We start from the raw sequence: 18,299 nt of genomic DNA, 5'->3' as shown, positions 1-18,299 counted from the left end.
TATATTCTGCTGTTCAGTGAAATCAATCTTCGGAAACAAAATTTATTACATTTTCATGAATGGATTTTTTCTCTTTAATTTTAGCTGCAGTTATATTTTTCAAAAAAACATTTTGAACCGGAAGTTCTTTCTGGGCCAAAATTCTTGAAATAAATTTTACTTCTCCTGCGGTTATATTTTCCAGATATACATTTTTGATGGGAGTTAATCTGCGTTCTATTGTCGGTACCAAATTCCTCCATTGGTACATAACATCGGTTTCAATTCCTAGGATTCCCTCATCGATTTTTCCTGATTTTATATTCGTAATATGAATGTTAGTCACATAACCGCCGCGGCGCTCATTGGTTTTAATAAAAAGAAGATGATTGAGTTTTGCACCTTCTACAACGCTGCAATTGTCAATAAACACATTTTCAATACCTCCGGAAAGTTCACTTCCTATCGCTGCGAGCTGATGTCCGTTTTTAATGATGCAGTTGCGCATCACAATATTTTTTGATGGCGTATTCAATCTCCATGCATCTTGATTACTGCCTGATTTTATTGCAATTGCATCATCTCCCTGATCAAACACACAATCTTCTATTAAAACATTCTGACTCATTTCTGGATCAACTCCGTCATTATTATGACCGTGCGCATAAACTTTAAGATTTCTAAGCACTACATCTTTAGATAAAAATGGATGAATAGTCCAAAACGGACTGTTAGTAATCGTAACTCCGTCCATCAAAATATTCTCGCATCTGTTAAACTGAATAAACTGGGGACGAAAATGCGCCGAATCATTTACCATTTGTCTCTTCTTCATAGGTTCATTATAAGACGCCAGATAGTAAAGTCTTTTTAAACTTTCCATATGAGCTTTGGGTCTTGCAAACCACTCTTTCCAAATATCCATTTTTGCTTTTAGTTCACCTTCGCCGGTTATGGCAATATTTTTACATTTATACGCATAAATCAAAGGCGAATAATTATAACATTCATAACCTTCCCAAGTAGAAGAAACTGCTGGCAGATAATCGTTAGGATCTTCTGAAAAAAGCAAAACCGCACCTTTATTTAAATGAAGATTGACATTACTTTTAAAATGTATTTTCTTAGTAATCCATTCTCCTTCAGGAATTACTACAATACCTCCTCCAGATTTACTGGCTTTGGAAATTGCTTTATTTATAGCCTCAGAAATTTTTTCTTTATTGCCCTGAACGGCTCCAAATTCTGTAATAACAAACTTACTGCATTTATTAAAATCCGGAATTTTGATCGCAGGCATTTCAAAAGGTGCTTTTACAACAACTTCAGTGAGTGTTACAAGTGATCTGTTACTCTTAAAAGATAAAAAAATAAGCGATAGTATAAGGACTGTAAAAAGTGCATTTTTTTTCATAACTCTATTTCTTTATTAAAATCTATGCAGATAGTTCCGCTTTAAACACCAGTAATTAATAACTGATCCAAAACAATTCCGTTTTGATTTACTTCAATCTTTACTTTATATTTTCCTGCTGAAAGACTTAATACACCAAGTTTTACGACGGCACTATTTCGCAGCACATTTTCTTTCCAGGTTTCATTGCGGTCTTTGGTATTAATTTTAAAAGTTTCCTCCGTATTATCATCTATTTGAATACTGACTTCATGATCAAAATTATTAGCATGTGTTGGAAGAAATTTTACTTCAATTTCGTAATTACCAGCGGTTTTAATTTCAAATTCATAAACAACCGACGGTTTTTCTGTTTTAAAATACTGGTGCTTAAACGGAAATATAGTAACCGCATTATTGGTGTAGCCCAATCCGTTTACAGCCTTCCACTGAAATCCTTTTACCTCTTTTTTTGCAGTAAATTGACTGGCCTGAATTTCAATTTTATTTAAAGATTTAATTGAAATAACCTTAGATAAGGTATTCTTTCTTAAGGAATCAAAAACTGGAAGATTTCGAGGGTTCATCGACATCATGTAATTCCATTTTCCATTGCTTAATTTAGTATTATAGAAATCGGTAAGTTCTTTTATTTTCTGATAAGCTTGCGCGGCTAAAACTTCATATTTTTCTTTTTCATTAACATCCGAAGCAGCTCCCGCCAAATTCCAGTGTAAAAATTTATAATTCATATAAGCGGCTCCTTTTACAGGATATTCTACTAATTGAAACCAGGCATCTTTTCTTTCTTTAGGGACAAAAGCACTCAAACTATCAACTTTTACGATTAATGTTTTGTAAGCCTTAATCCTTTTAATTGATTCCTCTACAGAAAAATCAGACTGTTTTACCGGAGTTGTAGGTTCAGTCTGGCTCCACCCCATAAATTCTGGTTTGCGAAGTGATGCCAGACGATAATATTCACTTAAAACAAAGCTCAATTCATTTGAAATGTCTTTAGAAAATTCTCTTGAAATCCAATTTTTCAAATGATCGTTTATTCCGTCAGGCTTTATACTGTTGATATTCCACGCCAAGTCTAGAAATAACTCCATGTCATATTCTGCGGGTTTAATATCGCCAACATTTACAATCCACATTTTTTGAGCTCCATTTTGGTATGCTTTTGTCATTTCATACCAAATTAAACCAGGCTGTGTAGTACACAGCCAAAGATAATCGTGAGGTCTTCCCCAATAACTTATGTGAAAATAAACCCCACTCCCTCCTGCTCTTTTCTGTTCGTTTTCGTTGCTCAAACGACGAATATATCCATAATTATCATCTGGCCATACAAGAGTTATATCATCTGGAATTTTTAGTCCTTTATCATACAATTCCAAAACTTCTTTGTAGGGAATAAAAGCTTGCGGAATTTGGTTCAGTGGTTTCTTAAAAGCATCAGACAGCATTGCGCGCTGATTCAAAATTATTTTCTCTACCATTTCAATGGATTCTTTTAGATCCTTCGCCCCTTCCATTTTACTATCATGAACACCGCGCATTCCTAATGTCATGATCGTTTCGTTATCAGCCGTTTTAATTTCGTCTACACGATCCTTCCAATATTTATCGATATTGGTTTTATTGGTAAAATAATTATAATCGCCGTTAATTTTTGGTTTCCATTCGTCAACATTATTACGAAGCATGGGTTCTGCATGCGATGAGCCGATAACAATATGATATTTCTGCGCCATTTCTTTGTTTCCGTCAATAGTAAAAAAGCCCTTTGTTGACGGATGCATTGCCGGCCAGATTGTATTGGCTTTCAGCCGCAGTAAAAGCTGGAATATTTTCTCGTACGTTTTTGGACCTATATCACCTGTTTCTTTTTCGAAATTTTTCGCAGCCCAAGGTTGTAATCCCCAATCTTCATCATTCAAAAAAATACCTCGATATTGTACTGAAGGCGAAGAAATAATGTCTTTTTGAGGAAGCTTTAAAGAAAGATTTTCTTGTCTTATCGGATGTACATCTGCCCACCATTTCCAAGGCGAGATTCCAAGACGTTCTGCTGTTTCAAAAATAGCATAAACCGTTCCTCTTACATCAGAACCTATGATCAGTAACTTATCTTTATCTTTTTGAATGCAGAATTTTTCCCATTTATTTGATATTGCTTTCAGATTTGTCCTGGATTTGAATAACTCATCTGAAACCTGACCGATGTAAATTCCTTTTTCAGAAAATGTTTTTGTCTGAATAATGGCTGGTCGTTTTCCTGTGAGTGCCAGAATATCATCTGCCAGTTCATTTACCGCCCAAATAATTAATGCATCTGTATTTTTATCAATATATATTGAAGCAATTTCGTTGGATTTTACAATAGGAAATTCAATAGATTTTTTCTCCTGACCATAGGAATTTACTATTATTAACGCAAAAACTAAAAATAGTACGTTTTTCATGTATATCTTTTTTGAAAGACGGTTTGTTTTAAATATCAAAAATTACTTTAGATTTCTTATTTACGTTGCAACCAGTCTTTAGGAACATTTACGATGCAAATATTCATTGTGCGGTTGTCTTTAGAAATCATAGCAGACTGAATTTGAATTTTTGTTCCCTCTCTATTAAAAGTTGGATGTACGTGATCTTCGGCGGTTGTTTTATGTCCTGTGGTCAGCATAATCATTTCGTTTGATTTTCGATCTATCAAATATAAACTTCTGGAAAAATCATCACCAACAGCCCATCTTCCATCAGATGATCCGTGTACATGCCACAGACCGCTTCCTTGTTTCGTTTGACCTGCAATAATCATTTCGCGTGTTCTTAAATTAACAATCGCTAAGCCTGTAGGTTTTTCTCGTGTTCCCGAATTTCCCCAATTACTTTCCTGACCGGGATTTTCAGGATTTCTCACTTTGCCGCCGTTTATAACCTCAACAGGAATTTCTTTCTGAACATCAATTTTGCGGTGTCCCATTATAGCCATTGCAACCTCATCTTTAGAAATTACAGCTTCGTGCGTCACCCATTCAAAATCAGATTCGGGATACAAAGGTCTCAAACCTGTTCCGTCTGCCATTACCGTCCAGGTTCGTTGCGGCGATTTGCCTCCCGTTTCCCAGCAAAAAACCAATTCACCCGGATTCCAGATATTAGACTGAATATGTCCTACCTGAAACGGTACTGAAATCACATGTTTAAATTCTCCTGTTTTTAGATTCATACTGCTAATGCCTCCCGGTCCCGCACCCATATTTCGCGGACCAAAACTTTTTTCAATTTTAATATCAGGATTCAGATATTTTGCAGCTTCTTCTTTTCCTATTCTAAAATAAACTTTGTCTTCGTCTGCATCTAAAGCCATATCGCCAGAAGCTCCCATTTCTGGTGAAGTTACACCGCAGACACGTTCATAAGTTGATAATGGTCTCATTTTTCCCGATTGGCTGTCATTAAAAACAGCTTCCAGATTCACTTCCATAATCTGCATTTTATTTTCTGCTTTTCGCATAAAATACAGCTTCATCGATTTTTGAGCCATGCAGAGCGTTCCCGAGTAACCTCCTTCGGTAACCTGAACCATTTCGCCCGATTTTTCGTTTACTGCTACAGCATCACCATTAGCTCTTTTTGTTCTAAAAATCAGCCATTTCCCATCTGAAGTCCATTGCGGATGTGTTGGATATGTTTTAGAATCACCTGCAGCGGTTGTCGTTAAAAAGATCAATTCGTAACCCGTAACAGGATCTTTAATAATCTTTTTTTCTGACGGAAAACGTTTCCCTATCTGCGCGAAATTGACTGCCGTACTTAAAAGTAAAAATAGAGTTGCTGCTGATTTTAAATTCATAAAATTATTTTCAAAATGTTTCAACTTATCCTTTAGCTTTCAACTGAATAGCGCTGTCATTTACTTCAAACCGATTATTTTTTAAGAGTAAAATTACTTCTGCACCCGCCAGTAAAACAGGTCCGTAACCGTGTGCAGCAAATACATTTATCGGACGATAATAATAAAATGCCGGATCAAAACCCATTCCCGTTCCTACGCAGGTTCCTTCTACCTGACCTTTTGTATTTACTTTAGAAGCTACAGCATTCCACGCTAATAAAACCGCTGGAGCGTAAGCCAGTTTATCTACGTAACCGCGATTAATAGCTCTTGCAATCGAATAAGTATAGATCGCTGTCGCTGAAGTTTCTAAGTAGGAATCATTTCGATCTAACAATTGGTGCCAAAAACCAGTTCCATCCTGATATTGCACTAGTCCGGCAATATGCTTTTGAAGCTGTGCCAAAACCTGCGGATAACCGGGATGATTTTTAGGAAGCACCTCTAACAATTCGACCATTGTCATTACGGCCCAGCCATTTGCTCTTGCCCAGTGAAACTGAGGATGAACCTGCATAGACTCAACCCAGCCGTGCATATATAGCCCTTTTTGACTATTGAACATTCTCTCAGAAAATTGATTTACCTGCTTTACGGCATCATCAAAATATTTTGAATCTCCGGTATAACTTCCCATTTGTGCCAAAGCGGGAACACTCATAAACAAATCATCCAGCCAGAGCGTATTTTGCTGCGGTCTGTTTCTTGCAAGAGTTCCGTCTTTAAGTCGAAATTCTTTTTCACTTATGTATTTTATTAAATTATTAATTACAGGATCTGCATTAGTAGAATTATTAGGATATTTTTTTGCTTTTATAAACGCGGCACACAAAGCACCTGCATCATCCAAAGCTCTTGGCTGTAAAACGCCGTGTACAGGCGAATCTCTTAAACTTTCACTTTTATAATTAACCGCAATATCTGTAATGAGTTTGATACGTTTATTTGCATATTCTGCATATTCTTTTTTACCGGTTGCTTCGGCTGCTAACAGCATTCCTGCATACGTGACACCCCATTCATAACTGGTGAGTCTAAAAGATCCCGGAGAAAATATAATTTTTCCTTTTGTTTTTTTAAAATCTGTAACTTCTGAATTATCACTTGCGTTTAAAGCTTTTGAAGCGGTATTTTCTTCTAAAAAAGTATAAACTCTATTTAATACTGCTTCAATATTATTTTTTTCCGGGACAACATAAGGTGTTATATAATCTGGCTGCATGGCATGGAGCGGTGCAGTAACATCATTGGTTTGGGCATATAAGGAACTGCCGGTTACAAAAACGCAAAGGCTTATAATTTTAGATATTTTCATAGTATGTTTTTTTAATAAATAAAAATTAATCGAGATGAAATACTTCTTTTAATGCAACTGCAGCAGGCGAATTATCTGGATTTGTCTCCATGATATCTGCCATATATGCCCACCATTTTTTAACAATAAGGTGATTGGGCAGATAATTTTTGTCAAACTCAGGACTTATTTTCTGAACTGCAAAAAGAATTAATGTTTCTTCATCTAAAAAAATGCTGTAATCCTGTATTCCGGTTTCAGAAAGCAATGCCGACAATTCTGGCCAGATTTCGTCGTGTCTTTTTTTATATTCTGCTTCAAAACCCTTTTTTAATTTCATTTTGAAGGCATTACGAATTGTATTCTTTTCCATCTTTATCTTTTTAAAAAAGCCTTATCGGCAGCTCCATATAAATGAAGTCCCGATAAAGGCTGTATTTTATAAGTCTACTTTAAAAATTAATAACCAGGATTCTGCATTGCAGCTTTTTCACCTGGCGTTAATGGTCTTCCGTTGGCATAAACACCATCTAGGAAAGTCTGCGGAATTGGTCTTAGATTATGAAATTCCTGAATGTTTGGTGCTGCTTCGATATTATAGGCTTTTGCTCTGGATAGTAAAGTTTTTGTTCTGCTTAGATCTTCCCAACGGTGAAACTCGCCGCAAAGTTCTCTTGTGCGTTCATTTAGAATAAGACATAAAACACGATCATAATCAGTACCCAAACCTAATTTTGCTATAACCGCAAGATCTTCTGCAGGAAAGCTTCCGATGCCTGTAATAGATAAATTTGTGGCCGCAGTAGAAACTGCAATATTATTAGATTCGTAATAAGAGTTTTCTGGGATATAAGAAATAGGAATTCCAGCCTGTCCGGATACTGTCCATGCTGCTAAACCATCTGTATAAGCCGCACGATTTTCTCCCGCTTTGTAAGCCGCACGATTGCGGACAATGTTTACATAAGCCAGCGCATCTGCAAAGGAAGCAGAACCAATTTTTGCCAGCTTTGCCTTTGCTTCGGCGGCCATTAAATAGGTTTCTGCAGAACGTGCTAAAACCACATCACGTGATCCTTTTGTATTGCTGACATCTATTCTGTTTCCGTCTAAATGTTTGTTTAAAGAAGGGAATCTTACATCTGCCATTAAACCCGTTTTATCTGCTGCATAAGCTACATAAACGGTTGGAATTGTTTTTCCGGTTTTTGAGTATATAATAGCGTCTGTATTTTTTGTTTTAGCAAAACGATTATCCGAAGCACTGTTTATAATATACATAATTCCTAAATCGCCATTTACATAGTAATTTCCAGATTTATTATTGATGATACTTTTTGTTTGAAAACTTTTCCAGAAACGAGAATCGTTAATATGATCAAATACATCATATACAAAATAAGTTGGTGCCAAACGGCTGAAAGGTCTTCCGCCGGCAAGATTACGTCTCATTTGAGGCAGCTGATCGTAGGTAGACAAAAAATGCAAATGCTGCTGATTTCCTCCTGTAGTCAATGTACTGGCATTGAACTGTGCAGATAAGATTAATTCTGGAAGTTTTTCATTTGCTCCGTCTGCAACAGTATAATTCCATAAATTATCAAAATTAGCAGCGAGCGGATGTGTGGCAATAACTTCGTCAGATAAAGCAACTACCTGCTGTAAATCTGTCGATTTTGTAGCACTGTTCCAGCTGTCGTTAATTTCGCTTGCACGGGTTAAATATGCTTTGGCTAAATAATGCGATGCTGCATCTTTAGTAATCTTAGCCGGCGCACCTGCATTGGTCAGTAAATTACGTGCTTGTATAAAATCTGCAATAACTTGTGCCAAAACTTCTTCTGGTGTGGCACGTTTAAATTCCAACTCTACTTTTGAACTGGTTGTCAATTTTAGCGGCACTCCCCCATATTGACTTACTAGTTTTAGATAATTAAAAGCTCTCAGAAAATAACCTTCGCCCAATGCTGTTTTCTTGATTGCATCATTGCTGGAAGCGATTTCATTTGCTGCTTCAATTAATTGATTAGCATTTCCAATTCCGATATACAAATTATCCCAGTTGGTGTTTGCAGCAACTGTATTAGCATTTGAAACAGTTACAAAAGCTTTGAAACCCGAAGAATATGAATTCCATATCCAGTTAGAAGGATCTCCTCCGGCATGAAACTCGTCTGTTCCTGACTCTGTTGCAGTTAATGGCACTTCGCTGGCAAATTCTGCAGCAAATACCTGATAATAGGTTCCAATTGCCAAAGCTTGAATTCCAGCTTCGGTTTTATAATATTCCTTACTGTAAGCTGTAGTCAATTCTTCGTCAAGAAAGTCTTTATTGCAGGAACTGCTTCCAAGAATTAATGCGGCAACAAGCATTAAATTGATATATCGGTTTTTATAATTTTTCATAATGATTGTTTTTAATTAATTAGAATTCTACATTCATCCCTAAAGTGAAACCTCTGTTTGACGCTGTGGTCTGTGTATCCAGATCTGTCCATTTTACTTTAGAGAAAATCATCCCCGGATTGCTTGCCTGACAATACATTCTCAATTTGGTCAATCCAAGTTTTTGTACTAAATCTTTATCGAAATGATAGCCGATAGAAATGTTTCTGATTTTTAAAAATGATCCATCACGATATCCTAATACAGGAAAATAAGGATCTCCTGTTCCTGCAGAATAAATAGGTTTCTGATATTCTGAATTGGTATTATTATCGGTATAATAATTTATTTGTCTCTGGCTTCCTTTTGCGCCTTCGTTCTCTCCAAGCGTGTCATAGAAGTATCCCATACGGCCGTATACAAAGAATGACAATTCTACATTTTTATACACAAAAGTATTCGTTAAACCCACAATATATTTTGGATCTTTTGAACCAATAATAACGCGATCATTATTAGCATCAATCTTATAATCACCATTTTGATCAACAGGTCTGGCGTTACCAAATGAAAAAATATTAGATCCGGCGGCAACATTAAATTTTGCCATTTCTGCCGCATCTTCAGGTTTCCAGATTCCGTTTGATTCAAAACCATAAATTACATTTTGAGAATCTCCAATAAATAAATTATTGTTAATGTCATCAAACTTTCCATTTTGCAGTGATACAATTTTACTTTGCTGATAAGAGGCACTTAAATTAGTAGACCATTCAAAATCTTTTGAAGATACATTTATAGTATTCAATGTAAGCTCTACACCGTTTCCTTCTGTTTCACCAACATTTTGATATGTATCTTTTACACCAATCACCGTTGGCACACTGCTTTTTAATAATAAATCTGTTGTTTTGCTTGTATAATAATCTAAGGCTCCGGAAATCCTGCTGTTAAAAAGAGAAAAATCAATACCGTAGTTAAACTGTGCTGTTTGTTCCCATCCTAAACCAATATTTCCCAAAGATGTATTATTTACCACACCCGATCCGTTAGGATATACAATTCCTGTTAACGGAGGCTGCGTTGCGTAAGCAGGCACTGCGGCATTTCCGGTAACCCCGTAACCAACTCTCATCTTAAGCTGATTAATCCACAATACGTTTTCTAAAAATTTTTCTTTGTTTACTACCCACGCGACAGAAGCACTTGGAAAAAATGCCCATCTGTTTTCTGATGCCAGTTGCGAAGCGCCATCAAAACGACCCGATGCAGTTAGGAGATATTTATCGGCATAGCCATAGTTTATTCTTCCCATGTAAGACAGTAAGCCTGTTTCTGTTAAACCAGAAGAATATCCTGCAAGCGTTACATTGGCAGGATTTAAGGCATTCCATTTATTGGCAGGATTTTTTATATCATTAGCAGAAAGAGCACTTTGTTCATTATGATATTCGGTCTGGCTCATTAATAAAGTCGCACCAAAATTGTGGTTCCCAGCTGTTTTGTTATAGAAAATAAGGTTATCTAATGTATAGGAAATTGTTCTTTCATTAGCTAAAGAAGCAAAACTTGTTCCCGAACGAATAGCAGATTTCCCATCTAAATACACTCCGTCTCGATACGAAGTGATATCTGGACCAAAATTTATACGGTATTTTAATCCGTCAAGTGATTTTGATATTGCTCCCAAATCAAACTGCGCATACAAACTACCAAAAGCACGTAATGTAACACGTTGATCTTGCGAATATTTATATTCGTCTACAGGAGTTCTTATAGTAGAATCTCCTCCCGGATTGTCAATTCTTACTCCGTTACTATCGTAAGGAACCGCATATGGGAGATTGGTACGAGCCGTTGCGTAAATTCCGCCAGAACTGGTAACCGCAGTTCTCCCTACGTTAGATTGTCCGTATTCGTTTACACCATAACTGGTATTAAGTCCTATACCCATAGAAAACCATTTTGTTGGGGTAATATCAACATTGGCAGTACCGCTGTAACGCACAAAGCTTTGTCCTTGCAATGTTCCTGTGTTGTTTAGATATCCAAAAGAACCATAAGCCTTCATTTTTTCTGTACCGCCGCTAACCGAAACAGTATGCTGTTGGGTAATTCCGGTACGGGTAACAAATTTTGTCCAGTCTGTAGTGGCCACTTTAGAACCGTCCCATGTTGTGGTCAAATTACCGCTGGCATCTCTCCAGCCTTTTTCGATATTTGCCCAGGCAGAAGGATCTGCAGATGCAAGAAAAATTAATTTGTCATTTTCTATATTAGGTGCATCTCCTTTTGGAAAAGCAGCCGGATTAGAATAATATCTTCCCCAGCGGCGAAACTCAATGTATTGTGCAGAATTCATCATTGGAGCATTTTCATGAATGGTTTCTGTCATGATCGAAGTATCATAATTTAAAGTAAATCTGCCGTTTTTACCTTTTTTTGTAGTCACAATGATAACTCCATTAGCACCACGTGATCCATAAATAGCAGTAGCCGAGGCATCTTTTAAAACATCAATTGTTTCTATATCTGTTGGGTTTAAAAAATCTATACCTCCAGAATTGGCATCTACACTAATTTTTCCTGTAGAAGAATCTGTTATAAGTTTTGAATTTAAAGGAATTCCATCTACCACATAAAGCGGTGCATTTGATGCTGAAATCGAACGTGCGCCGCGAATTGTAATGGTTCCTACAGTCCCAGGTCGTTCATTGGTAGAAATATCAACACCGGCTGCTTTTCCCTGCATTGCCTGTACTGCATTTACAACAGGTCTGGAAGCAATTTCGTCGGCACCTACACTTACTATAGAACCAGTTAGATCTTTTTTCTTCTTAACTCCATATCCTACAACTACAACTTCTTCCAGAGAATTATCATCTTCTTTTAATACAACATTATAAACCGTTGCGGCACCTACAGTGACTTCTTGTTTTTTAAAACCAATAAAGCTGTAAACCAAGATGCTTCCCGAAGGAACACTAATCGAATAAGATCCGTCCAAATCTGTACTGACACCATTTGGACTTCCTTTAATAAGTACATTAACTCCAGGAACCGGCAGTCCAGAAGCATCTGTAATAGTACCTTTAACTACTTTGTTCTGCGCATATGCTCCTATATGCAAAAGCACTGTAAAAAGCACCAGCAGAACACTTAATTTGTTTTTCATAAAAGTTAAAATTTGGTTAATAATTAGTTAACTCAAATTTATTCAGAAGTTAAGTCCGTACTGTCCTGTAGTATCCTGTTAGCTATCAGCTTATTATTCAATTTTATTACATTTATTTTAACAAGAAAACGCCAGAAGCCCTTATTTTACAACTAAAAAGCATTGCGAAAAATGAAATTATTATATTAAAAATTTTAGTAATTTATTTTTTTATTAATAGTATTTATTAACCTAAAAATAATCAATATAACAACTAATACAACTTTTAAATAATTATATAATAATTTAAATGAGCAGGATGCTACAGGATGGTAATTTATAGAAGGTCAGATAATTTTACGATAATACAAGTGTAGATTTGAAGTTTTTATTTACTAAAACAATCTAACCGAATGGTAAAATCAAATACATTAAAAAGCTTAAGAGCTCTAATTTTATTATTATGTTTATCTACTTTTTTTTCTGCTTATTCACAGAAAAAAGAAATATACCTTTTTAGCTATTTTAAAGGAAATGGCGAAGACGGACTTCATTTTGCATACAGCGAAGACGGCTATAAATGGAATGCTCTTAAAAACGATACTTCATTTCTAAAACCTGAGGTTGGAAAACACAAATTAATGAGAGATCCCTGCATTGTAAAAGGTGCCGACGGATTTTACCATATGGTCTGGACCGTGAGCTGGACTGATAAAGGAACTGGTTATGCTTCTTCTAAAGATTTAATTCATTGGTCACAACAGCAATTTATTCCTGTAATGGAAGAAGAAAATAAAACACGAAATACCTGGGCTCCCGAAATTACATATGATGAAAAATCAAAAAGTTATATGATTTATTGGGCATCTACGATTGATGGAAAATTTTTAGAAACTAAATCCGACGAAGAGAAAGGCTACAATCATCGAATTTACTACACGACAACCAAGGATTTTAAGAAATTTAAAAAAACAAAATTACTTTACGATCCCGGCTTTAACAGCATAGATGCTTCTATTGTAAAACAAGATCAGGGATATGTTATGTATTTAAAAGACGAAACACGAAATCCTGTTCAGAAAAATATTAAGACCGCTTTCAGCAAAAATCTCACTGGTCCTTACAGCAAAGCCAGTAAAGCCGTTACAGGAAATTACTGGGCAGAAGGACCAACTGCTGTAAAAATTGACAGTAATTGGGTCGTTTATTTTGATAAATATACACAAAAGAAATACGGAGCAGTAAAAGAAACAACATCAGGCTGGCAGGATATATCTGAAGAAATCAGTTTTCCGGAGGGAACACGACACGGAACGGTTTTAATAATTTCTGCCGACGAATTAAATGCCTTAAAAAAAGAGCAATAATCAACTACTTTACTTCATACCTAATTTAATAATTGCCCATTTAGCAAAATATAAGATATGCAGCACGAACAAAAGATAGACATCAATATTACGCTGCACTCCAGTGTGCCAAAGTATATACAGGTAGCAGAATGCATTACAGATGAAATTAATCTGGGAAAATTGAAAATTGGTCAAAAAATGCCTTCAATTACCGAGCTGAGCCAGAAAAGTGCATTATCAAGAGATACGATCGAAAAAGCTTATAAACACCTGCGTGCCAGAAATCTAATCTATTCTGTTATTGGACTTGGTTATTTTATTAATGGTAACGAATCTGTAGATGTCCTCAATATCTTTTTATTAATTAATAAGCCAAGTTCTTATAAAATGGAAATTTGCAATGCCTTTGTAGATGCAATCGGATCTAAAGGAAATGTTTCTGTATCACTTTATTATTGCGACGAAAATCTCTTTGTTGATACGCTTAAAAAAAACTTAGGACTATTTGATTATTATGTCATAATGCCGCATTTTGCAAACGAAAAAGGTTATAATTTAATCAAACATAAAGATAAAGCTGTAGATGCTCTTGAGAATATGCCAAAAGACAAACTTATTCTGCTTGATACTGTAAAAGAGGGAATCGATGCAGATTACAACGCAGTTTATCAAGACTTTAAAAACGACATCTTTAATGCACTAGAACAAGCAATGGATAAACTCAAGAAGTATCAAAAGATAATTTTAGTTCATCCCAATACAGGCGTATTTCCGTATCCGCAGCATATTATGACAGGTTTTAAATCATTTTGTGTAACTTATAATTTTGATTTTGAAATAATAAATCACATTAATAAAAACATCGAATTAGATCAAAAATATGCTTATATAACCATTCAGGAATCAGATCTTGTAGTTTTAATGCAGCAGCTTAAGGCTAAAAACCTTAAGCTGGGAAAAGATATAGGAATCATTTCTTATAATGAAACTCCACTTAAATCCTTGCTGGATATTACGGTAATCAGTACCGATTTTAGAGCTATGGGAGCGCTTGCTGCCGACCTTATACTTTCAGAAAAAAAAGGCTCCATAAAAAACAAATTTCTATATATCGAACGCAGTTCTCTATAACTGAGAAATCATGAAAATTATAATACAATCAAGGTTAATTGTATAATAATCAACGCTGTGTTTTTTATAATTTTATGCTCCCCTGATAAAAATACATTTTCAATTAAAATCAATATTGAAGAGTGCTAAAAAAAATATTTTTCAATTTACTGCCTCTTCATTTTATAAAGTAATCTAGACGTTCTTTGGTTAACCTGATTTTTCCTTTGCATAACAGATATGGTATTCAATTGAAACGTCAGATAATTTGATGATTTATATTTTTCTATATTTTAATTTGGTTGTTAATTAGATTCTGTATCGAATATTCAGCGGGGGAAAATGATTCTTTTTATGGCAGACTAAACAAACTGCTTATTTTAAATTAAAGATATATGGACACTTCTGAAGTTAAATCAAATCAAATTACAAATTTACATTTCCCTGTAGTAGGAATAGGAACAGCTTATTCTGAAATTGATCTTCTAAAAAAAATCATAGCCGACGTTCCGACAGATTCTGGCGCAGCATTTTTAATTATAGAAAATCTGGCCGGACAGCAGCACAGCAATTTGACAGAAATGCTTCTGGAACATTCTAAAATACCCGTTCATGAAGTTGTTAATATACTAGAACTGCATCCTAATACTATTTACGTCATTCCGCAAAATAACTTTTTAGTTTTAGACGAAGGAATATTAAAACTGGAACCCTCAACACGAAGTTCAAAAACTACAAACAGTCTGGATATGTTTTATGATGCTATTGCTCATAAATACCAATCTTATGCTGTTGGTTTACTGCTTTCGTGGTCTTCTCTCGATTGCAGCGCGGGATTAAAGAAATTAAAGGAATTTGGGGGCGCCACCATATCTGCAGTCAGCAAAAGCGGTTTTTCTTTAGATGAAACCATTTCTGAATTTATTGATTACTTTACCACTTCAGAAGATACTGTTTCTAAATTACTGGAGATAAAAAATAGTTATCTTGAAAATTATGCATACGAAGAAAAAGAAATTTCTGCATTTGATGAAGATATTTATAACAGCATCATAAATATTATATTTTTAAAAACTGGTACCAATTTTCATAATTACAAACACCAGACGCTTCGCAGAAGAATTGCCAAAAGAATGGTTCTTACCAAACAAGAGAGTGCTGCAAAATATCTGACATTACTTAAAAATAATAGTGGCGAGCAGGATTTATTATACAATGATTTTCTTATTTCGGTTACTTACTTTTTTAGAGATCAGCAGTTTTTTGACAGTTTACCTAAAACTGTTTTTCCGTCGCTTATTGAAAATGCTGCTGGCAAAGAAATAAGAATTTGGTCTGCAGGATGTTCTACTGGTGAAGAAGTATATTCTTTGGCAATAATATTAGACGAATATCTGCAAAACACAAACAACCAGGATTTTACCGTAAAGCTATTTGCTTCGGATTTGTCCGAAAAATGCATTGAGAAATCTCGTGCGGGAGTATATACACTTCAGGATTTAAAAAACATTAACGATAAAAGAAAAGCAAAGTATTTTACAAAAAAAGACAGTGGTTATCATATTAATAAATCCATAAGAAATAATTGCATTTTTGCAGTTCATGATCTCTCCAAAGATTTTCCGTTTTCCAGAATCGACTTTATATTGTGCCGCAATGTTCTAATATATTTCAATCCAGAGCTTCAGAATCAGGTTTTATCCTCATTTCATTATGCCCTTAGAGAAAAAGGATTTCTATTTCTGGGAAGAGCTGAAACGGCACAAAATGTCAAGAATTTGTTTGCTGCTGTAGACAAAAAAGAAAAGATATATGTGCGTAAAGATGCTTCCGTTCATTCTATGCCTTATATTCTCCCTAATGCTGATGATAAAATAAAAAATACTATTGCTTCGACAGCTTCTTCGTTGAGAAAAGATTTCAAAAAAATAACTGCCGATATATTATTAGAAGAATTTTCGCCAGTTGCGGTTCTAATTAATGAAGATTTTGAAATTTTACATTTTCATGGCGATACCAGTTCATTTTTACAGCCTCCTACCGGCAAACCGAGTTTTAATATTATAAATATGGTTCATCATGAGATTCGTTATGAACTTACAAATGCCATTTTAAAAGCCAGAAATGAAAAGAAAAATATCGAGTGTTCCAATATATCTGTAAAGAATCAATCTTATCTTACTTGTTTTGAAGTCGTAAATATCGCATCGCATGCCGAACTTTTGTTAGTGATTTTTAACAGAAAACCAATTGTTGAATTAACTCATCAAAAAAACGGCGTTACCAATACTGAAAAAGAATTATCACTGCTTCACGAAGATTTTAAGCAATTGACGGAAGAACAGCAGATTTATTTTGAAGAACTACGAACAACAAACGAAGAATTGCTCAGACGAACAGAAGAATTACAGCTTTTGAATGAGCAGCTGGAAGTTTCTGCAGAAGAACTTCTTTCTAATAACGAAGAGTTGTTATGCACAAATGACGAACTTCAGAAAAGCAGACATGAGTTGTCTTCTATGAGGAATTTTTACGAATCGATTGTAAAAACCATAAAAGAACCGCTTCTTATTATCGATAAAAATTTTATCGTAAGAAATGCCAATCCGGCATTTTACAGCTATTTTAGAACTCAGGAAGAGCAGACAGAAGGATTTTCTATATTTGAACTTGAAAATTCGCAATGGAACAGCCCTCAGATCAAAGAAAATATTTTGACAAAAATTCGCCGTAATGAAATCGTAGAAAATATTAAAATAGAATTTAATCTTCATTCTGGCAGAAAAAAAACAATGCTTGTAAATGCGGCGCCAATTGTTGACTCAATACCAGAAGGAATGATGCTGATCGCAATGGAAGACATTACAGATCTCGAAGAAAGCAATGAATCTCTGAAAACTAAAAATACCGAATTAGAAAGTAATAATAAACAGCTGGAATCTTTTACACTTGCTGCAAGTAATAATCTTCTTGAACCGATCAGGAAAATTTACATGTTCGGAAAAAAAATTACAGATACCGAATCTGGATTATCAGATTCTGGAAATCATAATTTAAAACGACTGCTGCACACTGCGGTCAATATGAATCAGCTTATAGAAGATCTTATTAATTTCTCTAAAATTAACTTTACCGAGAAAAAATTCAAGAAAACCGATCTCAACTTAATTATAAAAAAAGTACTTGCTGATCTTAAAACCATTATCAAAGAACGCAATGCAACTATAACTGCAGATGCTTTCCCGTCCATGAATATTATATCCTGGCAGATTCATCTGCTTTTTACACATCTAATTACCAATGCTGTAAAATATTCGAAACAGGACAACGAGGTTCAAATAAAGATAAGCGTAAGTTATCCCGAAATCGAAGAATTTAATTCAATTGACGTCGATCCGTATACAGATTATATCAAAATAACAGTTAGTGATAATGGCAAAGGGTTTAATAAAGATTACGAAAAACTTATATTTGATCCTTTTTATAAATTGCAAGGTGATGAATCACAATATGGTACAGGTCTCGGATTGACACTTGTAAAACAGATTGTAGGAAACCATAAAGGTTTTGTAAACGCCTCCAGCAATCCGGGAGAAGGTACTTCTATTAATATCTATTTGCCACTGGAAACCTCTTTACTTAAAAGCTACAGCGAAAATTAACCGTTGTATACTCAATATTAAATCAAAAGCCTGTTATGAGTTTCATAACAGGCTTTTATTGTTTTA

Annotated in this window: 10 protein-coding genes; 3 read left to right on the top strand and 7 right to left on the bottom strand. The window is 35.0% G+C overall.

All coding sequences use genetic code 11. The features are described from left to right. Window positions 1-22 precede the first annotated feature (22 nt). From B0A68_RS21900 to B0A68_RS21870, 7 genes are all read right to left on the bottom strand, one after another. A complete protein-coding gene (locus tag B0A68_RS21900) occupies window positions 23-1,393 on the bottom strand; it encodes a glycoside hydrolase family 28 protein (protein ID WP_035690029.1) in 1,371 nt (456 codons plus the stop codon). 41 nt (window positions 1,394-1,434) lie between these two features. After that, window positions 1,435-3,843: a glycosyl hydrolase 115 family protein gene (locus B0A68_RS21895; RefSeq protein ID WP_035690027.1), complete on the bottom strand. Its 2,409-nt coding sequence runs from the start codon at window positions 3,841-3,843 to the stop codon at window positions 1,435-1,437. 56 nt (window positions 3,844-3,899) lie between these two features. Next, a complete protein-coding gene (locus tag B0A68_RS21890) occupies window positions 3,900-5,237 on the bottom strand; it encodes a TolB family protein (RefSeq protein ID WP_035690026.1) in 1,338 nt (445 codons plus the stop codon). Between the two features lie 25 nt (window positions 5,238-5,262). After that, entirely contained in the window at window positions 5,263-6,594 is a 1,332-nt protein-coding gene (locus B0A68_RS21885; RefSeq protein ID WP_035690024.1) for a glycoside hydrolase family 88/105 protein, read from the bottom strand. 25 nt (window positions 6,595-6,619) lie between these two features. Next, window positions 6,620-6,946: an L-rhamnose mutarotase gene (gene rhaM, locus B0A68_RS21880; protein ID WP_035690023.1), complete on the bottom strand. Its 327-nt coding sequence runs from the start codon at window positions 6,944-6,946 to the stop codon at window positions 6,620-6,622. Between the two features lie 86 nt (window positions 6,947-7,032). Beyond that, the gene (locus tag B0A68_RS21875; protein WP_035690022.1) at window positions 7,033-8,979 is read right to left on the bottom strand and encodes a RagB/SusD family nutrient uptake outer membrane protein; all 1,947 of its coding nucleotides are present in this window, start codon (window positions 8,977-8,979) and stop codon (window positions 7,033-7,035) included. 19 nt (window positions 8,980-8,998) lie between these two features. After that, on the bottom strand, window positions 8,999-12,133 hold the full coding sequence (locus tag B0A68_RS21870; RefSeq protein WP_051892999.1) for a SusC/RagA family TonB-linked outer membrane protein: 3,135 nt from the start codon (window positions 12,131-12,133) through the stop codon (window positions 8,999-9,001). 392 nt (window positions 12,134-12,525) lie between these two features. Here B0A68_RS21870 and B0A68_RS21865 point away from each other — a divergent pair, with 392 nt between their 5' ends. The 3 genes from B0A68_RS21865 (at window position 12,526) to B0A68_RS21855 (ending at window position 18,233) form a co-directional block, all read left to right on the top strand. Continuing rightward, complete coding sequence (locus B0A68_RS21865) at window positions 12,526-13,479, top strand: glycoside hydrolase family 43 protein (protein ID WP_035690020.1); 954 nt, start codon at window positions 12,526-12,528, stop codon at window positions 13,477-13,479. A 57-nt stretch (window positions 13,480-13,536) separates the two neighbouring features. Beyond that, window positions 13,537-14,592, top strand: coding sequence for a GntR family transcriptional regulator (locus B0A68_RS21860; RefSeq protein WP_035690019.1), 1,056 nt, complete (start codon window positions 13,537-13,539; stop codon window positions 14,590-14,592). A gap of 374 nt (window positions 14,593-14,966) precedes the next feature. Beyond that, entirely contained in the window at window positions 14,967-18,233 is a 3,267-nt protein-coding gene (locus B0A68_RS21855; protein WP_035690018.1) for a CheR family methyltransferase, read from the top strand. The last annotated feature ends 66 nt before the right edge of the window (window positions 18,234-18,299 follow it).

The sequence above is a fragment of the Flavobacterium reichenbachii genome, assembly GCF_002217435.1.
Classification (GTDB): Bacteria; Bacteroidota; Bacteroidia; order Flavobacteriales; family Flavobacteriaceae; genus Flavobacterium; species Flavobacterium reichenbachii.
The sequence above is the reverse complement of the archived record's forward strand: the minus strand, read 5'-3'. Positions and strand labels throughout refer to the sequence as shown.